General features: G+C 68.3%; 25 protein-coding genes and 1 tRNA gene. 15 read left to right on the top strand and 11 right to left on the bottom strand.

Annotated features, from left to right (window positions below):
- Nucleotides 1–2: 2 nt before the first annotated feature.
- Entirely contained in the window at nucleotides 3–443 is a 441-nt protein-coding gene (locus KPL59_RS18520) for a TIGR03618 family F420-dependent PPOX class oxidoreductase (protein WP_226351213.1), read from the bottom strand.
- A complete protein-coding gene (locus tag KPL59_RS18525) occupies nucleotides 440–1,084 on the bottom strand; it encodes a TetR/AcrR family transcriptional regulator (RefSeq protein WP_226351214.1) in 645 nt (214 codons plus the stop codon). Before KPL59_RS18525 ends, KPL59_RS18520 begins: the two co-directional genes overlap by 4 nt.
- 94 nt (nucleotides 1,085–1,178) lie before the next feature.
- Here KPL59_RS18525 and KPL59_RS18530 point away from each other — a divergent pair, with 94 nt between their 5' ends.
- Both KPL59_RS18530 and KPL59_RS18535 read left to right on the top strand, forming a co-directional pair.
- The gene (locus KPL59_RS18530; RefSeq protein WP_226361515.1) at nucleotides 1,179–2,420 is read left to right on the top strand and encodes an epoxide hydrolase family protein; all 1,242 of its coding nucleotides are present in this window, start codon (nucleotides 1,179–1,181) and stop codon (nucleotides 2,418–2,420) included.
- A 586-nt stretch (nucleotides 2,421–3,006) separates the two neighbouring features.
- Nucleotides 3,007–3,408, top strand: a complete 402-nt coding sequence (locus KPL59_RS18535; protein WP_226351217.1) for an NUDIX hydrolase — start codon at nucleotides 3,007–3,009, stop codon at nucleotides 3,406–3,408.
- Nucleotides 3,409–3,470: 62 nt separating this feature from the next.
- Here the strand turns inward: KPL59_RS18535 and KPL59_RS18540 are convergent, their stop codons facing one another.
- The 3 genes from KPL59_RS18540 to KPL59_RS18550 form a co-directional block, all read right to left on the bottom strand.
- Nucleotides 3,471–4,187, bottom strand: a complete 717-nt coding sequence (locus KPL59_RS18540; RefSeq protein ID WP_226361516.1) for a protein phosphatase 2C domain-containing protein — start codon at nucleotides 4,185–4,187, stop codon at nucleotides 3,471–3,473.
- A 728-nt stretch (nucleotides 4,188–4,915) separates the two neighbouring features.
- Nucleotides 4,916–5,455, bottom strand: a complete 540-nt coding sequence (locus KPL59_RS18545) for a TetR/AcrR family transcriptional regulator (protein ID WP_226361517.1) — start codon at nucleotides 5,453–5,455, stop codon at nucleotides 4,916–4,918.
- A gap of 65 nt (nucleotides 5,456–5,520) precedes the next feature.
- Nucleotides 5,521–5,985 carry a nuclear transport factor 2 family protein gene (locus tag KPL59_RS18550; RefSeq protein WP_226361518.1) on the bottom strand — a complete coding sequence of 155 codons (465 nt, stop codon included), beginning with the start codon at nucleotides 5,983–5,985 and terminating at the stop codon, nucleotides 5,521–5,523.
- Between the two features lie 608 nt (nucleotides 5,986–6,593).
- On the opposite strand from KPL59_RS18550, the gene KPL59_RS18555 reads away from it, so the two are divergent.
- Complete coding sequence (locus KPL59_RS18555) at nucleotides 6,594–7,817, top strand: ISAs1 family transposase (protein ID WP_226351754.1); 1,224 nt, start codon at nucleotides 6,594–6,596, stop codon at nucleotides 7,815–7,817.
- On the opposite strand, the gene KPL59_RS18560 is transcribed toward KPL59_RS18555, so the two are convergent.
- From KPL59_RS18560 to KPL59_RS18570, 3 genes are all read right to left on the bottom strand, one after another.
- Nucleotides 7,814–8,530 (bottom strand): transposase, encoded by a 717-nt coding sequence (locus tag KPL59_RS18560; protein ID WP_226361519.1) that lies wholly within the window; start codon nucleotides 8,528–8,530, stop codon nucleotides 7,814–7,816. The two genes, KPL59_RS18555 and KPL59_RS18560, sit on opposite strands and share 4 nt — an antisense overlap.
- Before the next feature lie 1,167 nt (nucleotides 8,531–9,697).
- Nucleotides 9,698–10,645 (bottom strand): hypothetical protein, encoded by a 948-nt coding sequence (locus KPL59_RS18565; RefSeq protein ID WP_226361520.1) that lies wholly within the window; start codon nucleotides 10,643–10,645, stop codon nucleotides 9,698–9,700.
- Between the two features lie 441 nt (nucleotides 10,646–11,086).
- A complete protein-coding gene (locus tag KPL59_RS18570; RefSeq protein WP_226352839.1) occupies nucleotides 11,087–11,428 on the bottom strand; it encodes a GntR family transcriptional regulator in 342 nt (113 codons plus the stop codon).
- A 114-nt stretch (nucleotides 11,429–11,542) separates the two neighbouring features.
- On the opposite strand from KPL59_RS18570, the gene KPL59_RS18575 reads away from it, so the two are divergent.
- From KPL59_RS18575 to KPL59_RS18600, 6 genes are all read left to right on the top strand, one after another.
- Nucleotides 11,543–11,965, top strand: coding sequence for a plasmid replication, integration and excision activator (locus tag KPL59_RS18575; RefSeq protein ID WP_226361521.1), 423 nt, complete (start codon nucleotides 11,543–11,545; stop codon nucleotides 11,963–11,965).
- Between the two features lie 118 nt (nucleotides 11,966–12,083).
- Complete coding sequence (locus tag KPL59_RS18580) at nucleotides 12,084–12,419, top strand: WhiB family transcriptional regulator (RefSeq protein WP_226361522.1); 336 nt, start codon at nucleotides 12,084–12,086, stop codon at nucleotides 12,417–12,419.
- Between the two features lie 214 nt (nucleotides 12,420–12,633).
- The gene (locus KPL59_RS18585) at nucleotides 12,634–14,223 is read left to right on the top strand and encodes an FtsK/SpoIIIE domain-containing protein (RefSeq protein WP_226361523.1); all 1,590 of its coding nucleotides are present in this window, start codon (nucleotides 12,634–12,636) and stop codon (nucleotides 14,221–14,223) included.
- On the top strand, nucleotides 14,220–15,899 hold the full coding sequence (locus tag KPL59_RS18590; protein WP_226361524.1) for a helitron helicase-like domain-containing protein: 1,680 nt from the start codon (nucleotides 14,220–14,222) through the stop codon (nucleotides 15,897–15,899). Before KPL59_RS18585 ends, KPL59_RS18590 begins: the two co-directional genes overlap by 4 nt.
- Before the next feature lie 12 nt (nucleotides 15,900–15,911).
- Nucleotides 15,912–16,127: a helix-turn-helix domain-containing protein gene (locus tag KPL59_RS18595; protein ID WP_226361525.1), complete on the top strand. Its 216-nt coding sequence runs from the start codon at nucleotides 15,912–15,914 to the stop codon at nucleotides 16,125–16,127.
- Nucleotides 16,128–16,277: 150 nt separating this feature from the next.
- Nucleotides 16,278–17,312 carry a tyrosine-type recombinase/integrase gene (locus tag KPL59_RS18600; protein ID WP_226361526.1) on the top strand — a complete coding sequence of 345 codons (1,035 nt, stop codon included), beginning with the start codon at nucleotides 16,278–16,280 and terminating at the stop codon, nucleotides 17,310–17,312.
- A gap of 92 nt (nucleotides 17,313–17,404) precedes the next feature.
- On the opposite strand, the gene KPL59_RS18605 is transcribed toward KPL59_RS18600, so the two are convergent.
- A tRNA-Gly gene (locus tag KPL59_RS18605) sits at nucleotides 17,405–17,478 on the bottom strand.
- A gap of 163 nt (nucleotides 17,479–17,641) precedes the next feature.
- On the opposite strand from KPL59_RS18605, the gene KPL59_RS18610 reads away from it, so the two are divergent.
- Together KPL59_RS18610 and dcd are read left to right on the top strand one after the other, a co-directional pair.
- The gene (locus KPL59_RS18610) at nucleotides 17,642–18,823 is read left to right on the top strand and encodes a UDP-N-acetylglucosamine 2-epimerase (RefSeq protein ID WP_226361527.1); all 1,182 of its coding nucleotides are present in this window, start codon (nucleotides 17,642–17,644) and stop codon (nucleotides 18,821–18,823) included.
- A 26-nt stretch (nucleotides 18,824–18,849) separates the two neighbouring features.
- Nucleotides 18,850–19,434, top strand: a complete 585-nt coding sequence (dcd, locus tag KPL59_RS18615) for a dCTP deaminase (RefSeq protein WP_020621988.1) — start codon at nucleotides 18,850–18,852, stop codon at nucleotides 19,432–19,434.
- A gap of 2 nt (nucleotides 19,435–19,436) precedes the next feature.
- Here dcd and KPL59_RS18620 read toward each other — a convergent pair whose 3' ends face one another.
- Nucleotides 19,437–19,694, bottom strand: coding sequence for a helix-turn-helix domain-containing protein (locus KPL59_RS18620; RefSeq protein ID WP_226361528.1), 258 nt, complete (start codon nucleotides 19,692–19,694; stop codon nucleotides 19,437–19,439).
- Nucleotides 19,695–19,814: 120 nt separating this feature from the next.
- Between KPL59_RS18620 and KPL59_RS18625 the strand changes: the two genes are divergently transcribed.
- The 3 genes from KPL59_RS18625 to KPL59_RS18635 all read left to right on the top strand — a co-directional run bounded on the left by KPL59_RS18625 (nucleotide 19,815) and on the right by KPL59_RS18635 (nucleotide 22,329).
- Nucleotides 19,815–20,579 carry a transposase gene (locus tag KPL59_RS18625; RefSeq protein ID WP_226359656.1) on the top strand — a complete coding sequence of 255 codons (765 nt, stop codon included), beginning with the start codon at nucleotides 19,815–19,817 and terminating at the stop codon, nucleotides 20,577–20,579.
- Nucleotides 20,580–20,747: 168 nt separating this feature from the next.
- Nucleotides 20,748–21,128, top strand: a complete 381-nt coding sequence (locus tag KPL59_RS18630) for a nuclear transport factor 2 family protein (RefSeq protein WP_226361529.1) — start codon at nucleotides 20,748–20,750, stop codon at nucleotides 21,126–21,128.
- Between the two features lie 31 nt (nucleotides 21,129–21,159).
- Nucleotides 21,160–22,329 (top strand): hypothetical protein, encoded by a 1,170-nt coding sequence (locus tag KPL59_RS18635; protein WP_226361530.1) that lies wholly within the window; start codon nucleotides 21,160–21,162, stop codon nucleotides 22,327–22,329.
- Between the two features lie 63 nt (nucleotides 22,330–22,392).
- Here the strand turns inward: KPL59_RS18635 and KPL59_RS18640 are convergent, their stop codons facing one another.
- Entirely contained in the window at nucleotides 22,393–24,876 is a 2,484-nt protein-coding gene (locus tag KPL59_RS18640) for a (Fe-S)-binding protein (protein WP_226361531.1), read from the bottom strand.
- Between the two features lie 512 nt (nucleotides 24,877–25,388).
- Between KPL59_RS18640 and KPL59_RS18645 the strand changes: the two genes are divergently transcribed.
- On the top strand, nucleotides 25,389–25,667 hold the full coding sequence (locus tag KPL59_RS18645) for a hypothetical protein (RefSeq protein WP_020622502.1): 279 nt from the start codon (nucleotides 25,389–25,391) through the stop codon (nucleotides 25,665–25,667).

Genomic DNA, 25,667 nt, shown 5'->3' on the forward strand with positions numbered 1-25,667 from the left:
TCTCAGGTGCGGGGCGAGTGCACGCTGTCGGCGGCGACGGTGAGGATGACCCGGTGCTGTGCGCCGGTGCCGCCGCCGAATCCTGGGTAGGGACGGCCGAGGTACTTGTGGGCCAGGTGGTCGATGTGCTCGGCCCCTCCGTCGGTGGTGGCCGAGGTGACGCGTCCGCGAACCGCCCACGAGCGTGCGGGGGAGGCCGGGTCGGCGATGCCGACCGCAACACGGGGGTCTCGGTCGATGTTGCGCATCTTCTGGTGCGTGGTGACGGTGTTGATCACGATGTTGACGCCGTCGGTGTCGACCCAGGTCTGGCTGATCTGCGGTGAGCCGTCGGGCATCAGGGTGGTGAGGAAGCAGATCGCCGGCGCACGCAGGACCTCGATCAGACTGGCCGGTAACGCGGCTGTCGGCAGAGCAGATGCCGAGTCGGGTGTGGTGCTCATGGGGTGTCCTTCGAAGAGGTCGGGGTGACGCCGTAGAGGCCGTCGATGAGGTGGGGGGCGGACGAGTCGTTCGGCAGTTCGGCGGTGCGCAGGCCGGCGAGAGCGATGGTGAGTGCGCGGCGCCACATCTGCGGATCGACCTCGCGGGCGGCGTCCATCACCGCACCGACCATCAGGTGCACCGCGACGAGATCGGTGGGAGTGACGCTCGGCGGTAGCTGCCCGGCATCGATCGCCCTGGTGAGCAGTCGGGCCGCCAGCGGGGTGATCTCGTCGCGACCCCGTGCCACCAGGTCCGGGGCCTGGTTACCGCTGCGCAGCAGTTCGCCCAGACCGCGGTTGTCGGCCTCGAGCTCCAGCTGGCGGGTCATGAACCAGCACAGACCTTCCCACGGGTCCTCGGTCAGAGCGGCTTGTCGGGCGAGGTCGACGACGGTGTCGATGTGCTCGGCGAACAGCGCATTCATCAGGTCTTCCCGCTCGGGGAACCGGCGGTACACCGTGCCCATGCCGGTGCCGGCCGTCCGGGCGATGTCCTCGTAGGACACGCCCAACCCGTTGCGGGCCATCAGGGCGTGTGCGGTGTCGAGCAGTAGCTGCCGGTTGCGTTGCGCGTCGCGTCGCAACGGGGGCGTGTCCATTCTGCCAAGCTACCAAGTGGAACCACGGCTACCAAGTTGAAGATGTCTTCCGTTTTGTGCCTATGATGGCTGCACCACTTCACGAGGAGCTCTCATGACGTCACCGATCACCACCTCATCGCTGCCCGAGGAGCTCGCACCCGTGCCGGCTACGGCCGCCCCGGCGCACGCTGTTGCGCTCGTGGCGGAGGTTCAGCCGTTCCCGATCGCGGTGGCCGGTGCCGAGCTCGAGCAGCTCGCGCACCGGCTGATCGCCACCCGCTGGCCCCACCGCGAGACCGCCGCCGACCAGGGCCCCGCACTGGACGAGATCCGTGCTCTGTGCGATCACTGGGCCACCGACTACGACTGGCGCCGTGCCGAGCGGTTCATCAACGAGACCGGCTCCTACCGCACCGAGATCGACGGCATGGGGGTGCACTTCCTGCACGCGCGCTCGCCCGAACCGGACGCGATGCCGCTGCTGCTGTGCCACGGCTGGCCCGGCTCGATCCTGGAGTTCCGTCACCTCGTCGGACCGTTGACCGACCCGGTGGCCCACGGTGGCCGAGCGGAGGACGCCTTCGACGTCGTCGTTCCCTCGATGCCCGGATTCGGCTTCTCCGACCAGCCCGTGACCACGGGCTGGGGTGCCTCCCGCGTCGCTGACGCCTGGATCGAGCTCATGCGCCGGCTCGGCTACCACGACTGGGTCGCTCAGGGTGGGGACTGGGGATCGTCCGTCGTGGACGCCATCAGTCGCAGGAACCCGGCAGGCCTGCGTGGCATCCACACCAACCTGCCGCTGGTGTTCCCCACCGAGGCCGAGGTACGCGACGCGACCCCCGACGAACAACGCATGATCGCCGCTGCACAACGCTACCGGGCCACGCTCGACGGCTACGCCCGCGAGCAGGCCACTCGGCCCCAGACCATCGGATACTCCCTGGCCGACTCGCCCGCCGGGCTGGCGGCCTGGATCTACACCCTCTTCCAGGACGTCACCGACAGCGGCGGCCGGCCCGAGACGGTCATCGACCGCGACGAGATCCTCGACGACATCATGATGTACTGGTTGCCCAACACCGGCGCCTCGTCCGCCCGGCTCTACTGGGAGGCCGAGCGCGACGTGAGCGGCGCACAGGTGATCGGCGCCGTGCCGGCGGCCAACCCGGTCCCCGCCGGGTTCAGCATCTTCCCGGGCGAGGCCGTGCAGGCCTCCCGGCGCTGGGTCGAGCGGCGCTACACCACGGTGCTGCACTACCGCCAGCACGAACGCGGCGGCCACTTCGCCGCACTGGAACAGCCCGCCGCGCTCACCGACGACATCCGTACCACCTTCCGCGCGCTGCGGTGACGTGGGCGCCGCGGTGACCGCAGCGCTGTGGTGATCCGCGAACCACGGCGACACCGCCCGGTGTGCCGACATGGCCGGTATCGACATCGGCGGGCAGGCCGCCCCTCTCGTTCTGGGCCTGCCCGACCGCGCACGGCGATGCCCATGATCCGTCGACCGCTGGATGAGACAGCCGGATAGCACGGGATGGCACGCGGGACCGTTCCCGGGGAACGACGAAGGCCCAGGCTCGGCGAGAAACCTGCCGCTGACCTGGGCCTTCGTGTGTGGAGCGGATGACGGGAATCGAACCCGCGTATTCAGCTTGGGAAGACCACGATCGCGCCTGTCGCCCTGGTCAGCGGGCCCAGCTTCGTCAGTTGATGCACCGTGGTTGACCGCCGTTGCCCCCTGCTTGTTGCTGGCCTGTTGTTGCTCGTCGCCCTCGGTAGCAGGGTCGCAGTAGCGACCTCGTGCCCGTTCGGCAGCGCGTCGTAGCACAGGCGGTGCCCACCTCTTCCGAACGCTCCGCCACCCCCGCCCACACGAACTACGCTGCGGCCCGAGCGACGAGAGGACAGATGTGGGAACAGCTCCGAAGTACTCCGTGAGCGTCGCCGGTGTGGTCGTCGACGACTCCGACCGAATCCTGGCCGTTGAGCGAATGGACAACGGTCGGTGGGAGGCACCGGGCGGGATCCTGGAGTTGGGCGAGACCCTCGCCGAGGGCGTGCGACGGGAGGTCGCCGAGGAGACCGGCGTGCACGTTGAGGTCGGGCGGATGACTGGCGTCTACCAGAACCTCACGCTCGGGGTGGTCGCGCTCGTGTTCCGATGCCGACCCATCGGCGGCGTCCCGACACCGTCCGAAGAGTCTCGGCGGGTGGAGTGGCTGACGCTCGACGAGGTCCGCGAGCGCATGCCTGACGTCTTCGCCATCCGCGTTCTTGACGCCTTCGGAGACAGCGCCAGACATCGGGTCCACGATGGCGTTTCACTCATCGGCTAGGACAAGCCCTAGCGATTGAGATTCGACATAATCCCCTGAGTCGGCCTCGACCCTCTCACCACTCAAGTTGACGATGTCCCTGTGACGAGTAACGCCGTCGCGTCGTCGTGCACCTTTCCGCGCAGCTTCTTCCGTGCACGATCCTCATCAGTTTCACGCAATTCAGACTCTCGTATGCGACGAATTAGTTCAACGGGTCCGTAATCGTCCAAGACCTCGATTAGATCGCCCCAGGTGCCGAGTCCGAACCTCCCGACGTAGCGGGATCCGCCGTCCGAGAGAACTGCGATCCGCCGTACATCACCTAGCGACATCGAACCGCTCGCAGCGTGGTGCGCCGCCTCGGGCGAGGTACTGGCGACCCAGAATCCCCCAGGCTTGTTCCGCAACCCCCGCAGCGCTTCCGGGGTGTAGCTGGGCAGCCGAGCCGTGTGGTCGTCGACGAAGCAGTCGACCTTTCCCGAGGCGTTCTCCACCACGATGGGACTGTCGGCCAGGCTGAGGTAGTCGAGTGAGCCGTTCCGCATGCGCACGACCGCGACTGTCGACGACGGGCTCGACGGGTTCGTGATGTCGCAGGTGTCGGCGTGCGCACGGCAAGTCCCCGCGATGGCCTCGGCGACAATGTCGGGGAGCGAGTCCGCGGATAGGGTGAGCCCCGAGGCGATACGCGCGGCGAGATTACGGACGACCCATGCGACGTCGTGGATGCACCCGCTGTCGATGCCAGCCGGCGCCGTAGCTCCGTCGAGCACGAATGCCCAGTCCGGTCCGGCCATTACGAAGTCCTCGTTGACTCGGCCAGGCGTGGAGACTTATTCAGGGTGATCATGAAGTGCGGTGTTTCTCCAGGTCGGGACCGCAGCGAGGTAGCCCGCCAGGCGGCCCTGAATAAGCCTCATGGATTCGGTGGCAAAAGTGAACTTCATGAGTTACTCCGGGGTGTCGAACTCGTAGCCGAACACGTGCCGATCCCCCACCATGACGCTCCGGAAGAACTCCAGCACCTCGCCCTGCTCGCCAGACACAATGCGATGCAACTCGACCACCGGACTTGCACCTGTCAGGTGCAGCTCCCGGCTGTCGTCGCTGCTCGACGAGCATCGACCGTCGGGCGACGAGGACGACGACGGGCCGACCGGCGCCCTCGTCCCCACCGGCTAGCAGGGCCGGAGCTGTCGTCCACGGGTCTTCGCCTGGCTCCACGGTGCCTGAACCTCTCCAGTTCGCTCCACGAGTAGCTCCACGGCTGGTGCGCGGTTGGCCGACCCGCGTCACAGTCTCACCGATGTCGAGGAGCCCTGGACCGTTCTGGGCGGTCGCGCGGTACTGGCGTGCGACCGTGCAGAGGCGTTCCTGCAGCCAGCGAACGGCGCTGCACGGTGCCGCCGGATACCTCCTGGCACCGGACGGGGTCGGCGCGGAGTTCGGACGGGACCCGTTGGGGTCACCTGTTCCTGCCCGTCTGGCTGCTGTCCGCCCGCCGGACCGGTTGAGCGTGCGCTCCTCACCCGCCCCGCAGGATCCGTGCCCACCGGGTGTCGTCCTCGGCGAGGTCGAGGGTGGCGACGACGTTGTCCAGCAGTCCGGTGGCGAACCACCGGCGGACGGCGGCCTCGTCCCCGTCGAGCAGCTCGGCGACGAGGGTGACCTGCTCGGCATAGCAGGCCCGGACGGCGTCCCGCACGACCGGTTCGTCCACGGCGCAGTGGGCCTGCTGCAGGAAGCGCAGGACATCGCGGTCCTTGACGAGTTCGCCGAACGCCGTCCGGAGGTGGTCGGCCCGTTCGTCCGACGGCGGACCGGGCACCGCACCGCGACGCAACGCGGCGGAGAGCAGGTCGCCGACGTGCGCGACTGTCCGCGCGAACAGGGTCGGTTTGTCGGGGAACAGCCGGTAGAGGTAGGGCTGGGAGATGCCGGCGCGCTCGGCGATCTCGTGGGTGGTCGTGCCGTAGAGGCCCCGCTGGGCGAAACAGGCCACCGCCGCCTCGAGGACGCCCTGCCGACGTTCGTCGCTCCTGCTCGTGTCACCGGCGGCGGGCATGCCGGCCAGTCAATCATCTGGTCGTGCCCGCGATGGGGAGCGACCCCGTCGCGGGCACGGGCGCGTCAGCGTCCGAAGACCTCCGACACGCCGTCGACCCCCGCCCCGTCCGTGGCCAGGGCCCGTATCGCCACCAGCGGGTTCCAGTAGTCGTCGAAGCGCGTGATCCGGCCGTCGCGATCGGTGTGCGCGACACCGATGCAGTGCTGCTCGACCGGCTTGCCGGTCGGCCTGGCCGTGCCACGCAGCACGAAGGTGGCTACGGCGACGTCGGGGGAGGCCGTCTCGACGAAGACCGGGGGGTCCGCCCGGGTGTCGAAGGCCTCGGGGAAGTTGCGCATGTGCGCTGCGACCGCCTCCCGACCGTGCAGCTCGGTGGCCATGCCCTCCGCGAAGGGGAAGGTGAACACGCAGTCGTCGCTGAAGAGCGCGGCGTGTCGGTCGAGCTCGCCGGCGGTGAGCAGTCGTAGGTGCTCCGCGAGTGCGTGCTGGGCCGGAGTCCAGTGGTCGGTGCTGGTGTCGTGAGCCATGACCGTATATTAGTGGTTGACCTATAACAGAGCGATGGCGTGGTTCTCACAGTCCCTGGGGTGGCGCCCCTGTGCGGGTTCTGCTCTCGCATCGAGAGGTATCGAGGCGCCGGGCGTGAGGCCCTGGCTGTTCGAGTGCTGCGCTGGGGCGCCACCCGCGCCCGAGGAGGGCCGCCGCCGGTGTGTCGTCTTGGGACGAAGGTCGGCCCGGCCCGGTCGGTTGCCGCGGCCGGCGATCTGTGGCGATGTGGCGCAGCGCCTGGTCGCGGACGGGGCTCCGCGCCGTCCCGAACGTGGGCGCCTGCCGTTCCGGCAGTGGGGCCCGAACCGCTGTCGATCACTGAAGGGAACAGCAACGTGACACCTGGAGGCTTATTCAGGCTCCGTCAGGTAAGTGTGTAGAAGATGAGTCCGATGACTGCCGAGATTGTCGTTTTAAATGTGGCGTAGGGCCGCCGGTAGTCTGTCAGGGCCCCGGCAAAGTCGTGATGGGTGGGTCCTGAGCTGCGGTGATGTGGGGGGTGGGGGTGGGTGCGGACACAGGCTTGGCGTGATCATGAGGGTGTCGAATCCTTGCTCACGTCAGGAAGCCTGTGTCCGCAGTGTCAGTGTCTCCGATCGTTGCTGCTCTGGAAGGCCTGGAGGTCGGTCCTGACGCGGGGAGAGCCGCGCCGGTCGGTGAGGCGGCGGGGTTGTCGCTGGTGGAGGCCCTGTCGCGAGTGCCGGACCCGCGGAAACCACGCGGTGTCCGCCACGGTGTCCTCGCGGTGTTGCTACTGGGGGCGTGCGCGGTGTTGGCGGGGGCCCGGTCGTTCACCGCGATCGCCGAGTACGCCCATGACGTCGGCCGCGCCGTGCTGGACGTGCTCGGGGTGGGCGCGGTCGCTCCGCACGAGTCGACCATCCGCCGGGTCCTGCAACGGGTCGACGCCTCGGCGCTGGAGGCGGCGTTGCAGTCCTGGGTGTTGCCCCAGCTCAGCGCCCAGCCGGCGGCGGAGGGCACACCCCGGCGAGAACAGCGTCGCGTGCTGGCCTTGGACGGCAAGACCCTGCGCGGCGCCCGCGTCCGTGCCGCCGACGGCAGGGTCTGGCTCCCGCATCTGGTGTCGGTGCTCGACCAGACCAGCGGTGGCGTGCTCGGCCAGGTTCAGGTCGCAGAGAAGGGCAGCGAGATCACCGCGTTCACCGCGCTGCTCGACCCCCTCGACCTCGACGATGTACTGGTCACCGCGGACGCTCTGCACACCCAGCGAGCCCACGCCGACTACCTACACCGCCGCGGCGGGCACTACCTGATGACGATCAAAGCGAACCAGCCCACGCTGCTGGCACGGGTACGGGCGCTGCCCTGGACCCAGATCGGCGTCGCTGATCGTCAACGCGGGCGTGGGCACGGCCGCGTCGAGACCCGCACGATCAGCGTGGTCAGCCTGCACCCCTGTCCCGACCTGGGCGCAGAGTTCTTCCCCCACGCATCCCAGGCGATCAAGCTGGTGCGCCGGCGTCGCCCACTGCGGCCTGGCGGGAAGTGGAGAACCGAGACCGCCTACGCGATCACCAGCCTGACCAGCACCGACGCCGATCCAGGACTGCTCGCCCGCTGGATCCGTGGGCACTGGTCGATCGAGAATCGCCTGCACTGGGTCCGTGATGTCTGCTTCGACGAAGACCGCGCCACCGCCCACACCGGTCACGCCCCGCAGGTCATGTCGGCGTTGCGGAACCTCGCGATCACCGCGCTACGCCTGCACGGCGTCAGCAACATCGCCGCAGCACTCCGCCACCACGCCCGCGACCCCCATCGACCACTGACCACCTACAAGATCATCTAGCGACTTTGCCGGGGCCCTGGGTAGTCTGTGTGGAGAACTTTCCACGTTTTGATATGGGCGATGACTCGTTCGATGGTGGCGCGTGTGTGGTTGAGGCTCTTGTTGAATGTTTTTTGCCAGTCGAGAAGTTCCCGGCCGGGTGGTTTTTTGAACGGGGTGAGCATGCCGCGCCCGATGTATCCTTTATCGCCGATCGGGGGGTATGTGGCGAGGTGGTCGAGGGCGCCGGATTGGTCGAGGCAATATAGGTCGTGTCGGGAGCCTGGGGTCGGGTCGGAGATCCACGACAGCTGCCCTTCCAGGGTGGCTGCGACCTGGACGACGACGCCGGTGGTGCGATGCTTGCCCGACCACAGACCCGGCACCGCGGCCCATGACCAGCAGGGCAGCAAGGTTCCATCGATGATGTACTGCCGATCGGCACAAAGCTCCTCTGCCGTCGGAACGACACTCCGCAGCGCCTGTGCCAGCAACGGTGTCACCCCCGTGATCGCTCGACTAACCGTCGACTGCGACACCCCATAGGTTTCCGCCAACTCCCACTGCACACGATTCCCGCGCAGATACGCCAACGTGATCACCACCGACCAGAACAACCCCAGAACCGGCGGCCAAGACAAACGTGCCTCCGTCGCGTCCCGCTGATCCTGCTCATACACTATAGCGACAAGATCCTGAATCTCATCACGCCGGAAACCAGTGGCATAGTACATACTGCGACAACCCGTTCATCTCGGATTGATTCGGCAAACCAATATTCGCGATGGACGGGCTGTCGCCCAACCCGACACGCCGGGCTAGATCGTTATATCACGGGGCCTGAATAAGCCTCCTGAGGACACTGTCGACGAGCTTCTTCGCAGGTTCGCCGGGAGAGACGCCCCGCCCGAGAGCCTGGCCGAGTTGCTCGCGGAAGACGTCGACTTCTTCGTCGCCGGTTCCACAGACGTGGTGCCGTGGATCGGCCGGAAGACGGGCCGTGCCGGAGTCGCTGACTTCTAGTTGCTGCGCTGTTGCTGGCGGGTCCGGCGACGGCGACCGAAACACGAACGGGCAGGTCAGGCAATATGCCGCTGACCTGCCCGTTCGTGTGTGGAGCGGATGACGGGAATCGAACCCGCGTATTCAGCTTGGGAATCAGCGTGTGGGGCGATGTCCCGGCTCTGACCTGCGCCGCGTCCCGGTCTGAGTAACCCGTCGGTGACCGCTGCTGCTCCCTGGTAGTGGCCCGTGAATGGCCCGGGCTTTCCCCCACGCCGGGTGCTGGTGGTGATCTCCTCGCGGCGCGGGTGGAACCCTGCCGGGCCGAGGGGTGAGGCACAAGGCACGTCTTCCCGCCTTGTGCCTCACCCCTCGGTCTGGCTGCCGTCTCGGCGTGCCGGGAGGAGATCACCAGCCCTGCCGCACTTCCCCTGATCTCCGAGCGGTGTCGGGTCCGGGCGGAGCCCGGCCGCCGGAGGCATCCCGGGGTGGTGCGCTTGACTACAGGTCAGCTGGACGGGTGTCCGGGCATCGACGGCGGCGTGATGACCAGTGTGGCGGGCGGCTGGGGTGCAGTGGCATCGCCGCGCGGCGCTATCGGTCGCGGAAACGTGCCGTGGGGCCGCTGTGGGGTTCAAGGCGCCTCCATGACGGCTTGGGGTCGGGTAGCCGAGCCCGCCGCCGCGAACGGGCCGGAGGTGTAGTGAGCGAGCGGCGGGGGCGGCGTGGCCGACCCCGCGCCGCCGGAGGCGGCGCCTTGATCCCCTAAAGGTAGATTCGGCAGTGCTGCGTATGACGAGGAGCTGCGTACGGTGCCTTGACCTGGGGCGTTGCAGTGCGTCATCAGAAGCTTGCGTCGAGGACTGAGGACCTAGAGGTGAAGGGCTCTCGAAATTCGCTCAGGGGTTACGTCTTATCTCCTGGAGCTGGTCGAGATAGGAAGCCGCCTGGGGGGCGTTACTGAAGCGATCAGCGAGGACGCAAGCGAGGTCTTGGGAGACCATCGCAAGAGAGGGGAGCGATTTCCTTTCGCCGTTGAGGGCCTGGTGCCCGAGGAGAATAGCTCCTTCAAGGTCGCCGTCTCGTGCAGCTGCGACCCCGAGAGTTACTCGGGCTTCTGCTATACGCATTGGTGCTCGCTCGGCTCCATTGAAATCAACAGCACCGCGTATCACCTCGTCCGCGAGCGCGCTCGCAAGTCTGTCCTCCCCGACTTTTCGATAGCAATCCATGACGTAAAAGTCAAACTTCAGAGGGTCCACAACGAAGTGGTTGTCGATGTTCTCTGGATAGGGCAGCGATTCCAGTAGCACGCGTCCGCGCTCAAGTGCGATATCCATCTCCTTTCGATTTCCCATGCGTGCCCAAGCCTTGGCTTCTTGGGCGGCGAGCTGCACTGCGACTGAATGATTGCCCGCTGCTTCAGCTCCAGACCGTGCTGCTGCGACAACCCCTCGGTAGTCCCCGGAGGTCAGTGAGAACCAGGCTCGCATCTCGTGGGACCAGCCCAGGACACCGGCGCTCTCAACTTCCTGGCCGAGGTGGAGCGCCGCGCGGCGGGTTGCCTCGGCCGCTCGCCGGTCGCCCATGTCGTATTCAAGGCAGCCGACGAGCAGCGCAAGCCATCCAGCTAGTTCCAGAGTCTCGCGCCTTTGACTGAAGCTGAGTCGCTCCTCCTGCATTTCAACGATGCGGCGTAGCCATCGGCGACTTTCCATGAGGAGTTCGCCAGGACGACTGTGAGCATACTCGGAGCAGAGTCGATCGACTGTTATTCTAAGGGCGTTGATGGTCGCAGTGTTGACGGAGGACGCCTGGAGTCTTGACACGATTTCCATCGTGTCCATTCCGGTCGCGTTGATGATTGCAGTGCTGGACTCGGAGTTATTCTCGACATGAAACAGTGCAGTAGAGACGGTTTGCAATGTAGCGGCAATCAGGGGGGTGTAGTGAGAGCTAGGACGGTTTTCTCCACGCTCCCAAGCCTTCCAGCGTCTGAGCAAGTGGTCAGGATCGGGTAGAGCGGAAGTGGTGTGGCGCCGCATTTGCTCAGCGGCTTCGGCTTGTGACCATTGACGGGCCTCGCGAAGGGCGCGAATACGTCGCGCCCACTCTGGAGTGTTGCTAGACACTAGTGGCCTCCTCTGGACTCGCGTATTGCGGCGTTGGCCTCGCCGCCTCGGTGGTGATGCGTTGGTGACGAGCGCTCATCACCATGTCACTGTCTTGACACCTAGCGTGACACTGCCGTGGCGGTCGGTCGTGGGAGCAAGATCGCTGCATGCTATTCACCGATCTCTTTCTTCGAGGCGATGCACTCGCTCTCGCAGGGACTCCAGGGCGTCCTGGAGCCGCTCGATGCGACCCACGAGAGCCTGAGTGGTAGACGGCTCATCGCGCCCGGGCGTAGTCGCGACGAAGACACCCACTGCTGGCGTGGCGGTGACCCAGTCGCTGTCTTCGAGCATCTTCAGTGCTTTCTGCGCCGTGCCGAGGGCAACCTCGTACTGCTTGGAGAGTGCTCGGTTGCTCGGAAGCTGCTGGCCGGGGCGAAGGTGACCGGACCTGATGTCCGCCTTGATCGCCTCTGCGACTTGCTGGTAGGCGGCTCGGCCTGCGATGGCATCCACCGCTCCAGGCTACTGTGTTTCGACTCAGGGCGACATAGGTCACTCATCCGGAGGATTGAATGGCAAAATAGATCGATCTACACTGACCTTAGTCGATGATCAAGGAGGTGCCAGATGGCACGCAGCAACAGGTTCGTGGTGGCGATGGGTGATGTGTTCCCGCTGGGGGCGTTCATCGTGTCGGAGGTGGAGGCGGTGCGGGATTTTGAGAAGTCTGCGCCGGGGCGTCCGGTGCAGCAGATGGACAAGGAGTCCGGGCTGCCGGTGTGGTCGGTGTCGGTGCTGGATGCTGATCCGGAGGCGCGTCGTTCGGAGAAGACGGTGGTGGTGAAGATCGCTGCGGCGCATCAGCCGGTCCCGCCGGAGGCTGCTGCTGGTTTGCCGTTTCGTCCGGTGGAGTTCGACGGGCTGACGGTGACTCCGTACGTACAGGAGGCCGGGGGGCGTCCGCGTGTGGCGTACAGCTTTCGGGCGGCGGGGATGCGTGCTCCCGGTCCGCAGCGTGGGCAGGCGAGCAAGAACCAGGACGCTGCCTGACCGAGGTGGTGTGTGGGGTGGGGACCCGCTGCAACCGGGTCCCCACCACCTGGTCTTCCTCGCCTCGTGTTGTGGCCCTGTCAGGCACTCGATCGACTCGGAAGGACACCGAGCATAGATGAACACTGAGATTTCTCTATTCCCTGCTGCGCGGCTTCGGCTCGCTGCGACGGCTGAAGATCACCGGTGGCGTGAGAGGGCGGCGTGTCGCGGGCTGGACACCGAGTTGTTCTTCCCCGCTGATACTCGGCCGGAGGCTGTTGAGCCTGCGTTGCGGGTGTGTGCTGGGTGTCGGGTCCGTCGGGAGTGTCTGGCGGAGGCTCTGGTGGTGGAGGACCCGGTGCGCCGGTTCGGGGTGGTCGGGGCCACGACTCCGGTGGAGCGGTACCGCCTGTATCGCATTGCTCGTCGGGGCAGCGTTGCGGCGGCGCAGGTGTCGGGGTGGGCGGCATGAGCCCCGAGGCGACCACAGACGTCGTCGTTGGGGAGGTCGCGGTGTGGTGTGAGGTGTGCCTGACCCCGCTGAACGAGCCCCCTGGTGAGGGCGTGCGGCGGTGTGGTGATCATCGGGATCAGCTCGCGTTGGTGCCGGTGCCGGTGCCGGTGCCGGTGCCGGTGCCGGTGGTGTGCGCTCCGCGTTGTTCCCCGGAACAGGATGGAGAGCGTCGATGAGCACGACAGGTTCTCTCGTTGTTGCCGGGCTCGTGACGCTGATCGTGCTGGCCGGGTTGCACTGGGTGGGGCAGTTCTTCGGCCGGATCGCCGAGGGTGCGGCGACGATCGCGGTCGTGTTCGTCACCGTGTGGCTGACCTGCAAGGCCACGGTGATCCTCGTGGTGTGGGTGGTCCGGCATTGGCGCACCACGATCACCGCCGTGGTTGCTGTGGTGTGGTGTTCGCTGCTCGGGTGGCTCTCACTGCTGATCACCATCGCGGCGGTCGCTGCCGCGTTGGGGGTGTGGCGGTGGACATCGGTGGTGTCGTTCGATCGTTATGTCGGGCGTCGTCTGCGGGGGTGGTGGCTGCGCTGGGCGCTGTATGCGCCTCGGATGCCGCGTTGGCTGCGGTCCTGTGGTCTGACGGTCCCCGACCGGGTGGGGGCACCCGTTGTTCAGGTGAATCCGTTGCGCCGTATCCCAACGATGTCGCGGACCCGGCCTGTGGCTGATCAGCTCCCCCGCATTCTGGGAGTCCGGTCGGGGCCGTCGTGGGACGAGGTCCGGGTCCGCCTCGTGCCCGGGCAGACCCCGGAAGAGTTCGACACCGCCACCCGCGCCCTCGCTGTCGCGCGCGGGGTGCGGCGTTGTCAGGTGCGGGAGTTGTCCCCGAATGTGGTGTCGATCGATTTCCAGCGCCGCAACCTGCTGTCGGGCGTCGTCCGCGCCCCGAGCCTCGACGCTGTGGCCGCTGTCGACGGGGCGTCGATCGACCTGTCGCGGGTGTGGTCGGGGCGCACCGAGTACGGCACCGACTGGCACCAGTCGTTGATCGGTGGGCACACCCTGGCTGCGGGGGCCACCGGCGCGGGGAAGGGCTCGTTGATGTGGGCGCCGCTGGTATCGATCGCCCCGGCGATCGGTGACGGTCTGGTCCGGGTCAACGGGATCGACCCGAAAGGTATGGAGCTGGCCTACGGGCGGGGAGTGTTCCACCGCTACGCCGTCACCAGCAAAGACGCCCTCGCCCTGCTTGATGATCTTGTCGAGAGCATGGAGGCCCGTAAACGCGAGTACGCCGGGGCGACCCGCCTCGTCCCCGTCACCCGGGACACTCCGTTGGAGATCGTGGAGTTCGACGAGATCGGCGCGCTGTTGCGTTACGGCGGGGACCGCAAGACCCGTGAGGCGATCACCGACCGCGTCGCCCTGTTGACCACCCAGGGCCGCGCGTTGGGCTACACCGTGCGCGGCTATGTGCAGGAACCGACCAAGGACACCGTGCCGGTGCGGGAGTTGTTCCCCCGCCGGATCTGCCTGCGCGTCGCCTCGAAGTCTCATGTGTCGATGGTCCTCGGTGATCACGCTTATGACCGGGGTGCGTGGGCCAACCGGATCGGTGAAGACGAACCCGGCGTGGGTTATCTGTTCGGCGACGGCATCCGTGAACCCCTGCGTATCCGGGCCGGGTGGGTGTCTGACGGCGCGGTCAAAGACCTGGAGACCTTCGTCACCCGCACCGCCCCGACCGCCGGAGTGGCTCCGGTCCTGACCCTCCCCGACCCGACCGTCCACCACCGCGAGATCGGAGACGCAGCATGACCAACGCCGACACCGACAGCGCGCCGGGGCGGGAGCCGGTCGATCAGGACGCGCTCACCCGGGCGCAGAAGGCGATGCTGGCCCTGTCGCACGAGGTCGCGGTCCAGCTCGCCGAGGACCACGGCGTGTGTGTCCGCCCCCTGGCGATGCGCCGTATCGACCAATACAGCGGACGCGTTGATGTCGTGCCGGTGCCGTGTGGGTCGACGAGGGAAGACCAGTGCCGCCCGTGCTCAGACAAGGCCCGACGGCTGCGGATGACCCAGTGCCGCGAAGGCTGGCACCTGGAGAACGAACCCGCCGTCACACCTGCCGACCCGACGGCCGCGCAGAAAGAGTTGATGGCCGCCCGCGCGGACTTCCACACCGCCTACGCCGACTGTCTCGCCGCCGGAGACAACGCCGAGTGTGACGAGATACGCGAGATCGTCGACGACATCGACACCGAACTCCGCGCCCTCGGAGTCCGCGGACCCCTCGCCCCGCTCGACCCCCGCCCGAAGGCCATCCGCCGGACTACCCGGCGTCGTCAGGACGCCCCGAACCTGCCTCGGCGGCCTGTGGAGGACCGCACGATCGGACGGGTGTTCGGCGGGAAGTATCGGCCTTCGACCTTCCTCACGTTGACCCTGGACACCTACGGCCGCGTCGACAGCAACGGCGCCGCGATCGACCCCGATACCTACGACTACCGCCGCGCCGCCCGCGATGCGATCCACTTCCCGAAGCTGCTGGACCGGTTCTGGCAGAACACCCGCCGCTGTGTCGGCTGGGACGTGCAGTACTTCGGCACCGTCGAACCCCAGAAACGCGGCGCCCCGCACTTCCACACCGCCATCCGCGGCACCATCCCCCGCACCGAGCTGCGCGCGATCACCGCCGCCACCTACCACCAGGTCTGGTGGCCCGCCCACGACGACATCGTCTACACCGGGGACAAGCTCCCCCGCTGGGACCACCGGCAGAAAGCCTTCGTCGACCCCGACACCCACACACCGCTCCCGACCTGGGACGAGGCCACCGACCCCGAGGTCCTCACCATGCCGGCCCACACCGTGGTCTTCGGCCCACAAGTCCACGTCAAAGGCATCCTCGGCGGCACCGAAGAAGCCGGACGCCATATCGGCTACCTCACCAAATACCTGACCAAGAGTGTCGGCCACGCCGCTGGACTCGACGAATCAGCCACCACCCGCCAGCGCGAGCACGCCCGACGCCTCACCGCCGAACTCGCCATCACCCCGTGTTCACCGCGCTGCCCGATCTGGCTGCTCTACGCCGTCGCACCCAAGGGCGCCCGCCCCGAGATGACACCCGGTCACTGCACCGGCACAGCGCACAAGCCCGAACACCTCGGCATCGCCGGACGCCGCGTCCTGGTCTCCCGCAAATGGTCCAACAAGACCCTCTCCGATCACCGCGCCGACCGGAGCGCGTTCGTTCGGCAACTCCTCGACCACGCCGGGATCACCCCCGCTTACCCGGTCGATGACGGGCCCTTCGACTGGGAACCCGTGCGGCCCGGCGACAACGATGCCCCACCCCGCCCCGTGCTGTTGCTCCACGCGATCCACCAACGCCAACGATGGCGCGCCGACTACGACGCGGCGTTGATGGCAGCTGGTGATTCACCACTCGATGGCGAGCGTTCGGCAACTACCGACCAGGCAGCGTGAGGAGCCCCGGCTGTGAGCGGATATCTGACCGTCGTTGAGGCGGCGGAGTACTTGAATACCTCGGTCCGGTTTGTCCGGCGCCTCGTCGCCGAGCGACGTATCGCCTTCCACAAGGTCGGCAGCCATGTCCGGATTGCGGTCGTCGACCTGGAGGACTTCGTGCGGGCCGGACGGGTTGAGGCGATCACCGTGGCCAGCATCCGGCGCGACCTGGGCGGGGTTGCGTAGGTGGCGGGCAAGTCTGGTCGCCGACGTTTCGGCAACGTCCGTGAACGCTCGTCGGGGCGGTGGCAGGCTCGTTTTCCCGGTCCGGACGGGCGGATGCGGTCAGCTCCTCGGACGTTCCCGAGCAAGAGAGATGCCGAGCAGTGGCTGGTCGTGGTCGAGTCGCAGATGGTTCGCGGTGAGTGGACGGACCCGCTGCGCGCGGCGATTCCGCTGGGCACCTATGCGGATAAGTGGATCACCGAGCGTCCGTCACTGCGTCCGCGAACGGTGGAGCTCTACCGGTGGCTGCTCACCAAGCACGTCGTTCCGCGCCTCGGCGAGGTGATGATCGGCGACCTCAGTACGGCGCTGGTTCGGGAGTGGCGCTCCGATCTCCTGGCTGCGGGCGTCTCACAGTCGGTCGCTGCCAAGTCGTACCGGCTGCTCCGTGCCGTCCTGAATACAGCGGTACAGGAGGACGGGGTCATCTCTCACAACCCCTGCAGGGTCCGTGGCGCTGACCGGGAGAATCCGGCCGAACGCCCGGTGCTCACCGTTCCGCAGGTCTTCAAGCTCGCCGACGCCATGCGACACCGGCGGCTCCGCGCGATGATCCTGGTGACGGCCTTCGCCACCCTGCGTTGGGGCGAGGTGTCCGCCCTCCGGCGCGGTGACATCGCACCGGACGGCAGTTGGATTCGGGTCACCGTCGCACACACGGAGGTCGTGGGCCGAGGGATCGTCGTCGGCCCGCCCAAGTCAAGGGCCGGTGTCCGCACCATCTCCGTGCCGCCGGTCATCCGGCCTGAGATCGTCAAGCACCTGACGACCTACGTCGGCCCGGCTTCGGATGCGCTGGTTTTCACCGGTCCGAAGGGTGGGGCGCTGCGGCGGGCACATTTCAACAACCTGACGAAGTGGCCCGAGACGGTCCGGAAGCTCGGAGCGCCCGGGCTGCACTTCCACGATCTGCGGCACACCGGCAACCTCTTCGCCGCGCAGACCGGAGCCAGCACCAGGGACCTCATGGCGCGGATGGGCCACGACGACATGCGCGCGGCCCTGATCTACCAGCGGGCCACGAGCGAGGCGGACCAGCGGATCGCGAATCGGTTGAGTGCGCTCGTCGAGGGCCGGGAGATCGACAGCGACGACCAGGAGGACGACGAGGACGGCCCCACAGGCAGCTGGGTTTCGGTCGGCTGAATGGCCCGTCGATGGCCCAGGGGCCAAGTGAGTCTGAATACGACGAAGGCCCAGGTCCGGTGTGGACACCGTTTGACCTGGGCCTTCGTGTGTGGAGCGGATGACGGGAATCGAACCCGCGTATTCAGCTTGGGAAGCTGATGTTCTACCATTGAACTACATCCGCATGTCGCGAGATCACCCTAGCACCACGATCCGCGGACCTGTCACGGACCTCCCCGCCCCGGCCACCGCACGAACCGACCACCGGGCGCGCATGTCTCGACCGGGCCACCCGCTCCGCGCACACTCGGCACCGTCGGTCAAGCCTCGGCCGGAAGGTGACTGCGATGACGGTGTTCGACCCGATGTCGGTCGATGCGTCCGGGTTCCCCCCGGACCACGAGCACGACGTCCTGCTCATCGCCGGCAGCCGTCCCGAGGTCGCACGGCTGGCCCCGGTCGCCGGGGCCGTCGCGGCGGCGGACCGCATCCGTGGGATCACGGTCGCCACCGGGCCGGACCCGATGGCCGTCCACGAGGCGTTCGAGGCGCTCGGCGTCCCCACCGACATCACGATCCTGCTGCCGCTGGACACCGGGCCCGGCATGGCCGACGTCGCCGCGGCGCTGTTCGCCCGGCTCGATCAGCTGCTCGTCGACCAGGACCCGTCCGCGGTGCTGGTGCACGGCGGCGGGCTGGCCGCCGAGGTCGCGGCGACGGTCGCGTTCTGGCGGCGGATCCCGATCGTGCACGTGCAGGCCGGCATGGGCACCGACGACCTGCTGTGCCTGTTCCCGCAGGAGGCGCACCGGCGGGTCATCGGCCAGCTCGCGTCGCTGTTCCTCACCACCAGCGGTTCCGCGCTGGGCAGCCCCCTCGGCCCGAACGTGCTGACCATCGGCGACACGATCAACTCGCTGCCAGGGCCGCAGCACCAGGGCTGTGTCGACGCGCTGGAGCGGGTGCACGACGAGCACCGCAGGCTGATCGTCGTCGACCTGGCGCGGGCGTCGTCGTCGCCGGTGCTGCGCGGCGTCGCGGACCTGCTGGAGCGCTACCCGCGGATCGAGATCGTGCTCTTCGGTGCGCTCGCCGCCGGGGAGACGGCCCGATCGCTCGGCACCCACCCCCGGGTGACGGCCGTGCCCGAGCCCCCGCTGCCCGACCAGCTGGCCGTGCTCGCCGCGGCGACCGTGCTGGTCAGCGACGATCACGAGCTCGTCGTCGACGCGCCCGGCCTCGGCACCCTGGCGGTGCTGGTCGACGGGCCGAACGTGCCGCAGCCCGGCGACTCGATCCGCAGCATCGCCGCCCACGACACGGCCGCCGCCGTCGCGCAGGTGCTCGACGGTGACCACGGGCGTCGCACCGCCGCGTCGGACGGTTTCGAGGCCGCCCGGGCCGAGCAGGCCATCGCCTGGATGTTCGGGCTGACCCGCTCGCCGCAGCTGCCCGACGACCTCGTGGGCGGCCGCCGGCACGGTTCCGGCGAGGTGGAGTCCGACTCCGAGGAGTCCTCCGAGGCGTGACCGTCGGCCCTGGATAGGCTGTCGGCGTGCTGCTCTCCGACGGCGACCTGCGCAAGGACATCGAGTCCGGCCGGCTCGTGCTCGACCCGTGGGACGTCGAGATGCTCCAGCCGTCCAGCGTCGACGTCCGGCTGGACCGGTTCTTCCGCGTCTTCCAGAACTCGCGCTACACCCACATCGACCCCGCCCAGCAGCAGGACGAGCTGACGACCCCGGTGGAGACGCCGGACGGCGAGTCGTTCGTGCTGCACCCCGGCGAGTTCGTGCTGGGGTCGACGTTCGAGCGGGTCGGTCTGCCCGATGACCTGGCCGGCCGGCTGGAGGGCAAGAGCTCGCTCGGGCGCCTGGGTCTGCTGACCCACTCCACCGCCGGGTTCATCGACCCGGGCTTCACCGGGCACATCACGCTGGAGCTGTCCAACGTCGCGAACCTGCCGATCACCCTGTGGCCGGGGATGAAGATCGGGCAGCTGTGCCTGTTCCGGCTGTCCAGCCCGGCCGAGCGGCCCTACGGCACCGAGGGTGTCGGGTCGCGCTACCAGGGGCAGCGGGGGCCGACCCCGTCGCGCGCGTTCCGCAGCTTCCACCGCACCGACACCCGGCGGAGCTGAGCTCACCCGTCGACGACGGCCGCCACGAGCCCGGGGAACCGCGCGTCGAGATCGACGCGCCGCAGCCGGGTCCGCAGCACCCTGCCGTCGCGCCGCTGCTCGATCACGCCCGACTCCCGCAGCGTCCGCCAGTGATGGCTCGCGCTGCTCTTGGTTATGTCGGGGAGGATCTCCTGGCAGGTGAGCGTCTCGTCCTCGCCGAGGGCGGCCAGGGTGCGGACGACCCGCATCCGCACCGGATGGTCGAGTGCCGCGATCACGGAGGCTTATTCAGGCCCCGTGAAATAACGATCTAGCCCGGCGTGTCGGGTTGGGCGACAGCCCGTCCATCGCGAATATTGGTTTGCCGAATCAATCCGAGATGAACGGGCTGCCGCAGTATGTACTATACCACTGGTTTCCGGCGTGATGAAATTCAGGATCTTGTCGCTATAGTGTATGAGCAGGATCAGCGGGACGCGACGGAGGCACGTTTGTCTTGGCCGCCGGTTCTGGGGTTGTTCTGGTCGGTGGTGATCACGTTGGCGTATCTGCGCGGGAATCGTGTGCAGTGGGAGTTGGCGGAAACCTATGGGGTGTCGCAGTCGACGGTTAGTCGAGCGATCACGGGGGTGACACCGTTGCTGGCACAGGCGCTGCGGAGTGTCGTTCCGACGGCAGAGGAGCTTCGTGCCGATCGGCAGTACATCATCGATGGAACCTTGCTGCCCTGCTGGTCATGGGCCGCGGTGCCGGGTCTGTGGTCGGGCAAGCATCGCACCACCGGCGTCGTCGTCCAGGTCGCAGCCACCCTGGAAGGGCAGCTGTCGTGGATCTCCGACCCGACCCCAGGCTCCCGACACGACCTATATTGCCTCGACCAATCCGGCGCCCTCGACCACCTCGCCACATACCCCCCGATCGGCGATAAAGGATACATCGGGCGCGGCATGCTCACCCCGTTCAAAAAACCACCCGGCCGGGAACTTCTCAACTGGCAAAAAACATTCAACAAGAGCCTCAACCACACACGCGCCACCATCGAACGAGTCATCGCCCATATCAAAACGTGGAAAGTTCTCCACACAGACTACCGGCGGCCCTACGCCACATTTAAAACGACAATCTCGGCAGTCATCGGACTCATCTTCTACACACTTACCTGACGGAGCCTGAATAAGCCTCACGGTCTCGATGCTCAGCTCATCGCGGCTCGGATCGTCCTGCATGCACCCATGGTACGACTGCGTTCGAACTGATGTGGCGGCGGTCATCTGGAAGACGGCCGGGTTCGAGGACTACGGTTCGAATAGATTTGAACAGTTGGAGGAGCCATGGACGTCCGTCACCACATCGCCACCGAGTTCCACTCCGCCCTCACCACCGGGGACAAGGACCGGCTGCGAGCGATTCTCGACCCGGCCGTCACCTGGACCCTGCCCGGGAACAACGCGGTCTCCGGCCGGGTCGACGGTGCCGAGGCGGTACTCGACCGTGCGGCGCTGATCGCCTCCTACGGGGTGGACTTCGCGCTCGAACACGTCCTGGTGAGCGCCGACAACGTCGCGCTCGGTCTGCACAACACGGCCCGCCGCGGGGACCGGGTGCTCGACGAGCACCTCGCCACCGTCTGCCGGATCGGGGACGGCCGGATCGTCCAGATCGAGACCTTCCTGTCCGACGAGCCGGGCATGAACGCGTTCTTCGGCGCTTGAGCGGGCTCCCGCCTCGCTACGCTGGGAGGTGATGGACGCCGACCGCAGCTCCCCGGACCCGTGGGCCACCGGCCGTCGCCGCAGCGGACGACCCGACCGCGGCGTCCGCCCCGCCGCCCGCCGGCCGGACGCCCCCGATCCGCCCGCCCGCGCCGCCGCGGACCGTCCCACCGGGCCGGGCGACGCTGCGGACCGTCCCGCCGGACAGGGCGATGCTGAGGACCGCGGCACGGTGCACCCGCCGGTGCCCGGGACCGAGCTCGTCGTGCCGACCCCGGAGCACCCCCGGACGCCGCCGGAGGCCGACCCGCGTGCTCTCGTGCTCCCGGACGGGCCCGCGACGGGAGGCTCCCGACCCGGGCCGGGGGCCGACGACCCGCCCGGGTCGGGGTCCGACGACCCCTGGGCCCCGTGGCGGAAGCTGCGACCCCGCAGCCTCCGCGGTGCCACCGCGCTGGGCCTGGCCGGCGCGGCCCTGCTGCTCCTGCCCTTCCTCGACGACCCGGACCGCTGGTGGGTCCCGGTCGGACTCGGCTTCGGCACCCTGGTCCTGCTCGCCCTGCTGCGGCTGGACCGGCTGCTGCAGGGCTGGGCACCGCACGTCGCCGGGGTCGTGCTCGTCGCGGCCCTGGTCAACGGGACACGCGAGAACCCGTGGGCGTGGGCGCTGGCCCTGTCGGTCGGGGTGATCGTCGCCGGGGCGCTGCTGCTGCCCCGCTGGAAGGTGCTCGCCCTGGGCGTGGTCCTGCTGGTCGTGTCCGGGGTCGGCTACTCGTTCCGCTCCGCGGAGATCCGCCAGGACCAGGCCCGGATCGACGCCCAGGCCGGCACCCAGTTCCGCACCGATCTCGGCGTCGCCCGCCCACAGCTCGCGCTCGTCTCGCTGGACACCGGTGTCGCCTCACCGAACCCGGCCCGGGTCTGCCGGCTCGTGCAGCCCGCGGCGCTGGACCAGGTGCGGGCCGCCACCGGGGCGCCCACCTGCGAGGACGCCGTCGCCGTGCTGCACGGCCGGGTGCCGGCGGGAGCCGGGGTCACCGAGCCGGACCGCCGCCCCGACCCGGAGGTGGCGGTCGGCGCCACCACGACCGTCGACGCCTGCCGCTCGGCCTGGGGCGCCGCCGCTCCCCAGCTGGGCCGGGTCGTGCTCACCCGGACCACGCTGTCGACGTTCCAGGTCAGCTCCTTCGCCCCCTGCTGACCCCCGCACACACGACGACGGCCGGGCCCCCGTGCGGGGTGCCCGGCCGTCGTCGGTGGTGGGTCAGTTCTCGTTCGAGCGTTGCTGCTCGGCCTGCTCCGGCGACGAGCCGTTGGTCGAGCCGTTGCCGTTCCCGTTGCCCGACGACGCCGGGGTGCCGGTGCTCGACGCCCCGTCCGAGCCGGCCGGGGTGGCCGGGTCCTGCGTGGCGGCCTCCTCAGCGACCTCCGCCTCCGGGGTGGCGACGGCGGGGGTCTCCGTCGTCGGCGCGTCCTCGGCAGTGGTCTCGGGGGTGGTCTCGGGGGTGGTCCCGGCCGCGACGGGCTCCGGCTCCGGAGCCGGGTCGCCCCGCTTGACCGCGGCGAGCAGCATCTGCGAGACGTCCTGGACCTGCACGGCCTCACCGGCGGTCTGGTTCACGCCGTCGGTCATCATCGTGCGGCAGAACGGGCAGCCGACCGCCAGCGTCCCGGACGGCTCCGAGCCGCCACCGGCCTTCGTCAGGGTCTCGGCGGCCTCCTCGGCGCGGGTGAAGTTGATGCGCTTGCCGATGCGCTCCTCCATCCACATCCGGGCGCCACCGGCACCGCAGCACATCGACCGGTCACCGTGCCGCGGCATCTCCGACAGGGTCGCTCCGTCCGCGCTGACCAGGGCGCGCGGGTCCTCGTAGACCTCGTTGTGCCGGCCCAGGTAGCAGGGGTCGTGGTAGGTCACCGGGGCGGCGTCGGCGGCGGGGGCCGAGACGGGGACCAGCTTCTTCTCCCGCACCAGCTTGTTGAGCAGCTGTGTGTGGTGCACGACCTCGTAGTGCCCGTCGAGCTGGGGGTACTCCCGGCCCAGGGTGTTGAGGCAGTGCGGGCAGGTCGTCACGATCTTGCGGGTCCCGGTCTCGCGGCCCTCGAAGACCGTGTTGAGGACCTCGACGTTCTGCTGCGCGAGCATCTGGAACACGAACTCGTTGCCCGAGCGGCGCGCCGGGTCGCCGGTGCAGGTCTCGCCCGACCCGAGGACGGCGAAGTTCACCCCGGCCCGGTGCAGCAGCTCCGCGGTCGCCCGGATGGTCTTCTTCTGGCCGTCGTCGAACGCGCCGGCGCAGCCGACCCAGAACAGGTACTCGGTGTCGGCGTCGAGCTCGCCCTCCACGACGGGGACCTCGAAGTCCAGGCCCTTCGTCCACTCCAGGCGGTCCTTGGCGTTCTGGCCCCAGGGGTTGCCCTTGTTCTCCAGGTTCTTGAACAGCGAGTTGAGCTCGGTGGGGAACTCGGTCTCGATCAGGACCTGGTAGCGGCGCATGTCGATGATGTGGTCGACGTGCTCGATGTCGACCGGGCACTGCTCGACGCAGGCGCCGCAGGTGGTGCAGGACCACAGGATGTCGGGGTCGATGACGCCGTTCACGTCCTCGCCGCCGATCAGCGGGCGGCCCGCGGCCTCCAGCGCGTCGACCGGGATGGCCTTGAGCCGCTCCTCGGCGCCCTCGCCGGTGATGCCGACCTCGTCGCCCGCCATGTCACGGCTGCCGCCGGCGAGCAGGTAGGGGGCCTTCTCGTAGGCGTGGTCGCGCAGGGCGTTGACCAGTAGCTTCGGCGACAGCGGCTTCTCGGTGTTCCAGGCCGGGCACTGGGACTGGCAGCGGCCGCACTCGGTGCAGGTGGTGAAGTCGAGCAGGCCCTTCCAGGTGAAGTCCTCGACCTTGCCGACGCCGAACGTGTCGGTGTCGGGGTCGGCCTCCTCCAGGTCCAGCGCCTTGCCCTGGCTCATCATCGGCCGGGTCGAGCCGAGGGCCTTGTAGCCGTCGTCGTTGCGCTTGAAGTAGATGTTCGGGAACGCGGTGAACCGGTGCCAGGCCACACCCATGGTGGGCTTGGCCGCGATCACGATCAGCCAGATCATCGCCGACAGGACCTTCACCGCGGCGAACACGCTGACCAGCGCGGTGGAGGCGGGCAGGATCGTCGACAGGGCGTAGGACACCGGAGCCGACCACACCGGCACGTCGAAGGCGTTCAGCGAGATCTTCGCGGCCCGCACCACCAGGATGCCCAGGCCCTCGAGGAACACGACGCCCTCGACGAAGTACGCCCGGCCCATGTTCGACCCGTAGAACCGCGACATCCGGCCCTGCGAGCGCGGGTTGTTCAGCTGCCGGATGACGATCAGCGCGGCGATGCCCACGACGGTGGCGACGCCGAGGAACTCGACGTAGATCGAGTACACCGACCACACGCCGATCAGCGGCAGGTGGAAGGTCGGGTTCCAGACCTCCACGAACGCCTCGACCAACGCCAGGATCAGGCCCAGGAAGCCGACCATGACCAGCCAGTGCAGGATGCCGATCTTGGTCCACTTGAGCATCCTGGTGTGGCCCAGGGTCTCCTTGAGCATGGTCACGAGCCGCGGCCCGAACGGGCCGTTGCGCGTCGGGTCGGACTGACCGAGCCGGATGATCCGGACCATCCGGGTCACGGTCATGGACACGAGCGCGACGGCGACCACTGCCGACAGCACCGTGATGATGCCGAGCGTGTACTGCACCCAGGTCATCTGGAGGAACCTCCCTGTAGAACACCCAGCGGTCCCTGCCGGAGCGTGGTGCTGCCGTGACGGATCGGGACGGGAAACGGTGAACCGGTCCTGGGGCGTGCGGAGGCGGGGGTGCGGTCGTGCGCGCACGGCGTACCGTGCCGCCGGGACCGGACGGGCCTCGTCATCGCAGTGCCTCCTCGGACCTCGTCGTCGCACTGGTGTGGTGGGGTGCGACGACGGTCGGGCGAAGGGTAGTGCGCCCGGCCGTGGGTCGCCCGACCCCGTCACGGTCGGGCCATACTTGTTACCGAACAGTAGACAAGGCCGACCATGACATCTCGGGCCGGGGGCGGGGCGCCGGGGAGATACGAGTCACGCCCGATCGACACTGCTCCGACCGTGTCGACCCGATCGCGCAGCGTGGCGCACGCGTGGGCCGGGTGGCTCAGCCCCTAGGATCACGTACGGGTCTCGTGGTCTACTCGCCTGCGGGAGCGACCGGGACAAATGGACTGCCGCAAGGAGGAGCTGTGAAGACCTCGTACGAGGCGATCCAGCTGGTACTCGCCCAGGGCGGACAGCTGACCACGGTCAACCTCCGCGACTGGATCACGAACAACATCGTGCCGCTGATCCTGCTCGCGATCGCCGTCATCCTGCTGTGGATCGGTGGTCGTGGTGACAACGCCGGCGTGGCCCGGCGGAGCATCGGACTGCTGGTGGGTCTGATCGCACTGGGCATCGCCGTGACCGGCAGCGGTCCGGCCATCGGACAGGCGCTGGCCAACCTGCTCGTGACCCCGGGCTGA

It is taken from the genome of Pseudonocardia sp. ICBG1142 (assembly GCF_020496255.1).
Taxonomy (GTDB): domain Bacteria; phylum Actinomycetota; class Actinomycetes; order Mycobacteriales; family Pseudonocardiaceae; genus Pseudonocardia.

Excerpts from the sequence above, each read along its gene's own strand:
- KPL59_RS18625 (WP_226359656.1), top strand. The coding sequence starts at position 19,815 with ATGTACTATACCACTGGTTTCCGGCGTGATGAAATTCAGGATCTTGTC.
- KPL59_RS18540 (WP_226361516.1), bottom strand. The coding sequence starts at position 4,187 with ATGGCCGGACCGGACTGGGCATTCGTGCTCGACGGAGCTACGGCGCCG.
- KPL59_RS18550 (WP_226361518.1), bottom strand. The coding sequence starts at position 5,985 with ATGGCTCACGACACCAGCACCGACCACTGGACTCCGGCCCAGCACGCA.
- KPL59_RS18635 (WP_226361530.1), top strand. The coding sequence starts at position 21,160 with ATGGACGCCGACCGCAGCTCCCCGGACCCGTGGGCCACCGGCCGTCGC.
- KPL59_RS18530 (WP_226361515.1), top strand. The coding sequence starts at position 1,179 with ATGACGTCACCGATCACCACCTCATCGCTGCCCGAGGAGCTCGCACCC.
- KPL59_RS18520 (WP_226351213.1), bottom strand. The coding sequence starts at position 443 with ATGAGCACCACACCCGACTCGGCATCTGCTCTGCCGACAGCCGCGTTA.
- KPL59_RS18640 (WP_226361531.1), bottom strand. The coding sequence starts at position 24,876 with ATGACCTGGGTGCAGTACACGCTCGGCATCATCACGGTGCTGTCGGCA.
- KPL59_RS18630 (WP_226361529.1), top strand. The coding sequence starts at position 20,748 with ATGGACGTCCGTCACCACATCGCCACCGAGTTCCACTCCGCCCTCACC.
- KPL59_RS18575 (WP_226361521.1), top strand. The coding sequence starts at position 11,543 with ATGGCACGCAGCAACAGGTTCGTGGTGGCGATGGGTGATGTGTTCCCG.
- KPL59_RS18585 (WP_226361523.1), top strand. The coding sequence starts at position 12,634 with ATGAGCACGACAGGTTCTCTCGTTGTTGCCGGGCTCGTGACGCTGATC.
- KPL59_RS18560 (WP_226361519.1), bottom strand. The coding sequence starts at position 8,530 with ATGTACTATGCCACTGGTTTCCGGCGTGATGAGATTCAGGATCTTGTC.
- KPL59_RS18580 (WP_226361522.1), top strand. The coding sequence starts at position 12,084 with ATGAACACTGAGATTTCTCTATTCCCTGCTGCGCGGCTTCGGCTCGCT.
- KPL59_RS18545 (WP_226361517.1), bottom strand. The coding sequence starts at position 5,455 with ATGCCCGCCGCCGGTGACACGAGCAGGAGCGACGAACGTCGGCAGGGC.
- KPL59_RS18525 (WP_226351214.1), bottom strand. The coding sequence starts at position 1,084 with ATGGACACGCCCCCGTTGCGACGCGACGCGCAACGCAACCGGCAGCTA.
- KPL59_RS18590 (WP_226361524.1), top strand. The coding sequence starts at position 14,220 with ATGACCAACGCCGACACCGACAGCGCGCCGGGGCGGGAGCCGGTCGAT.
- KPL59_RS18565 (WP_226361520.1), bottom strand. The coding sequence starts at position 10,645 with ATGGACACGATGGAAATCGTGTCAAGACTCCAGGCGTCCTCCGTCAAC.
- KPL59_RS18610 (WP_226361527.1), top strand. The coding sequence starts at position 17,642 with ATGACGGTGTTCGACCCGATGTCGGTCGATGCGTCCGGGTTCCCCCCG.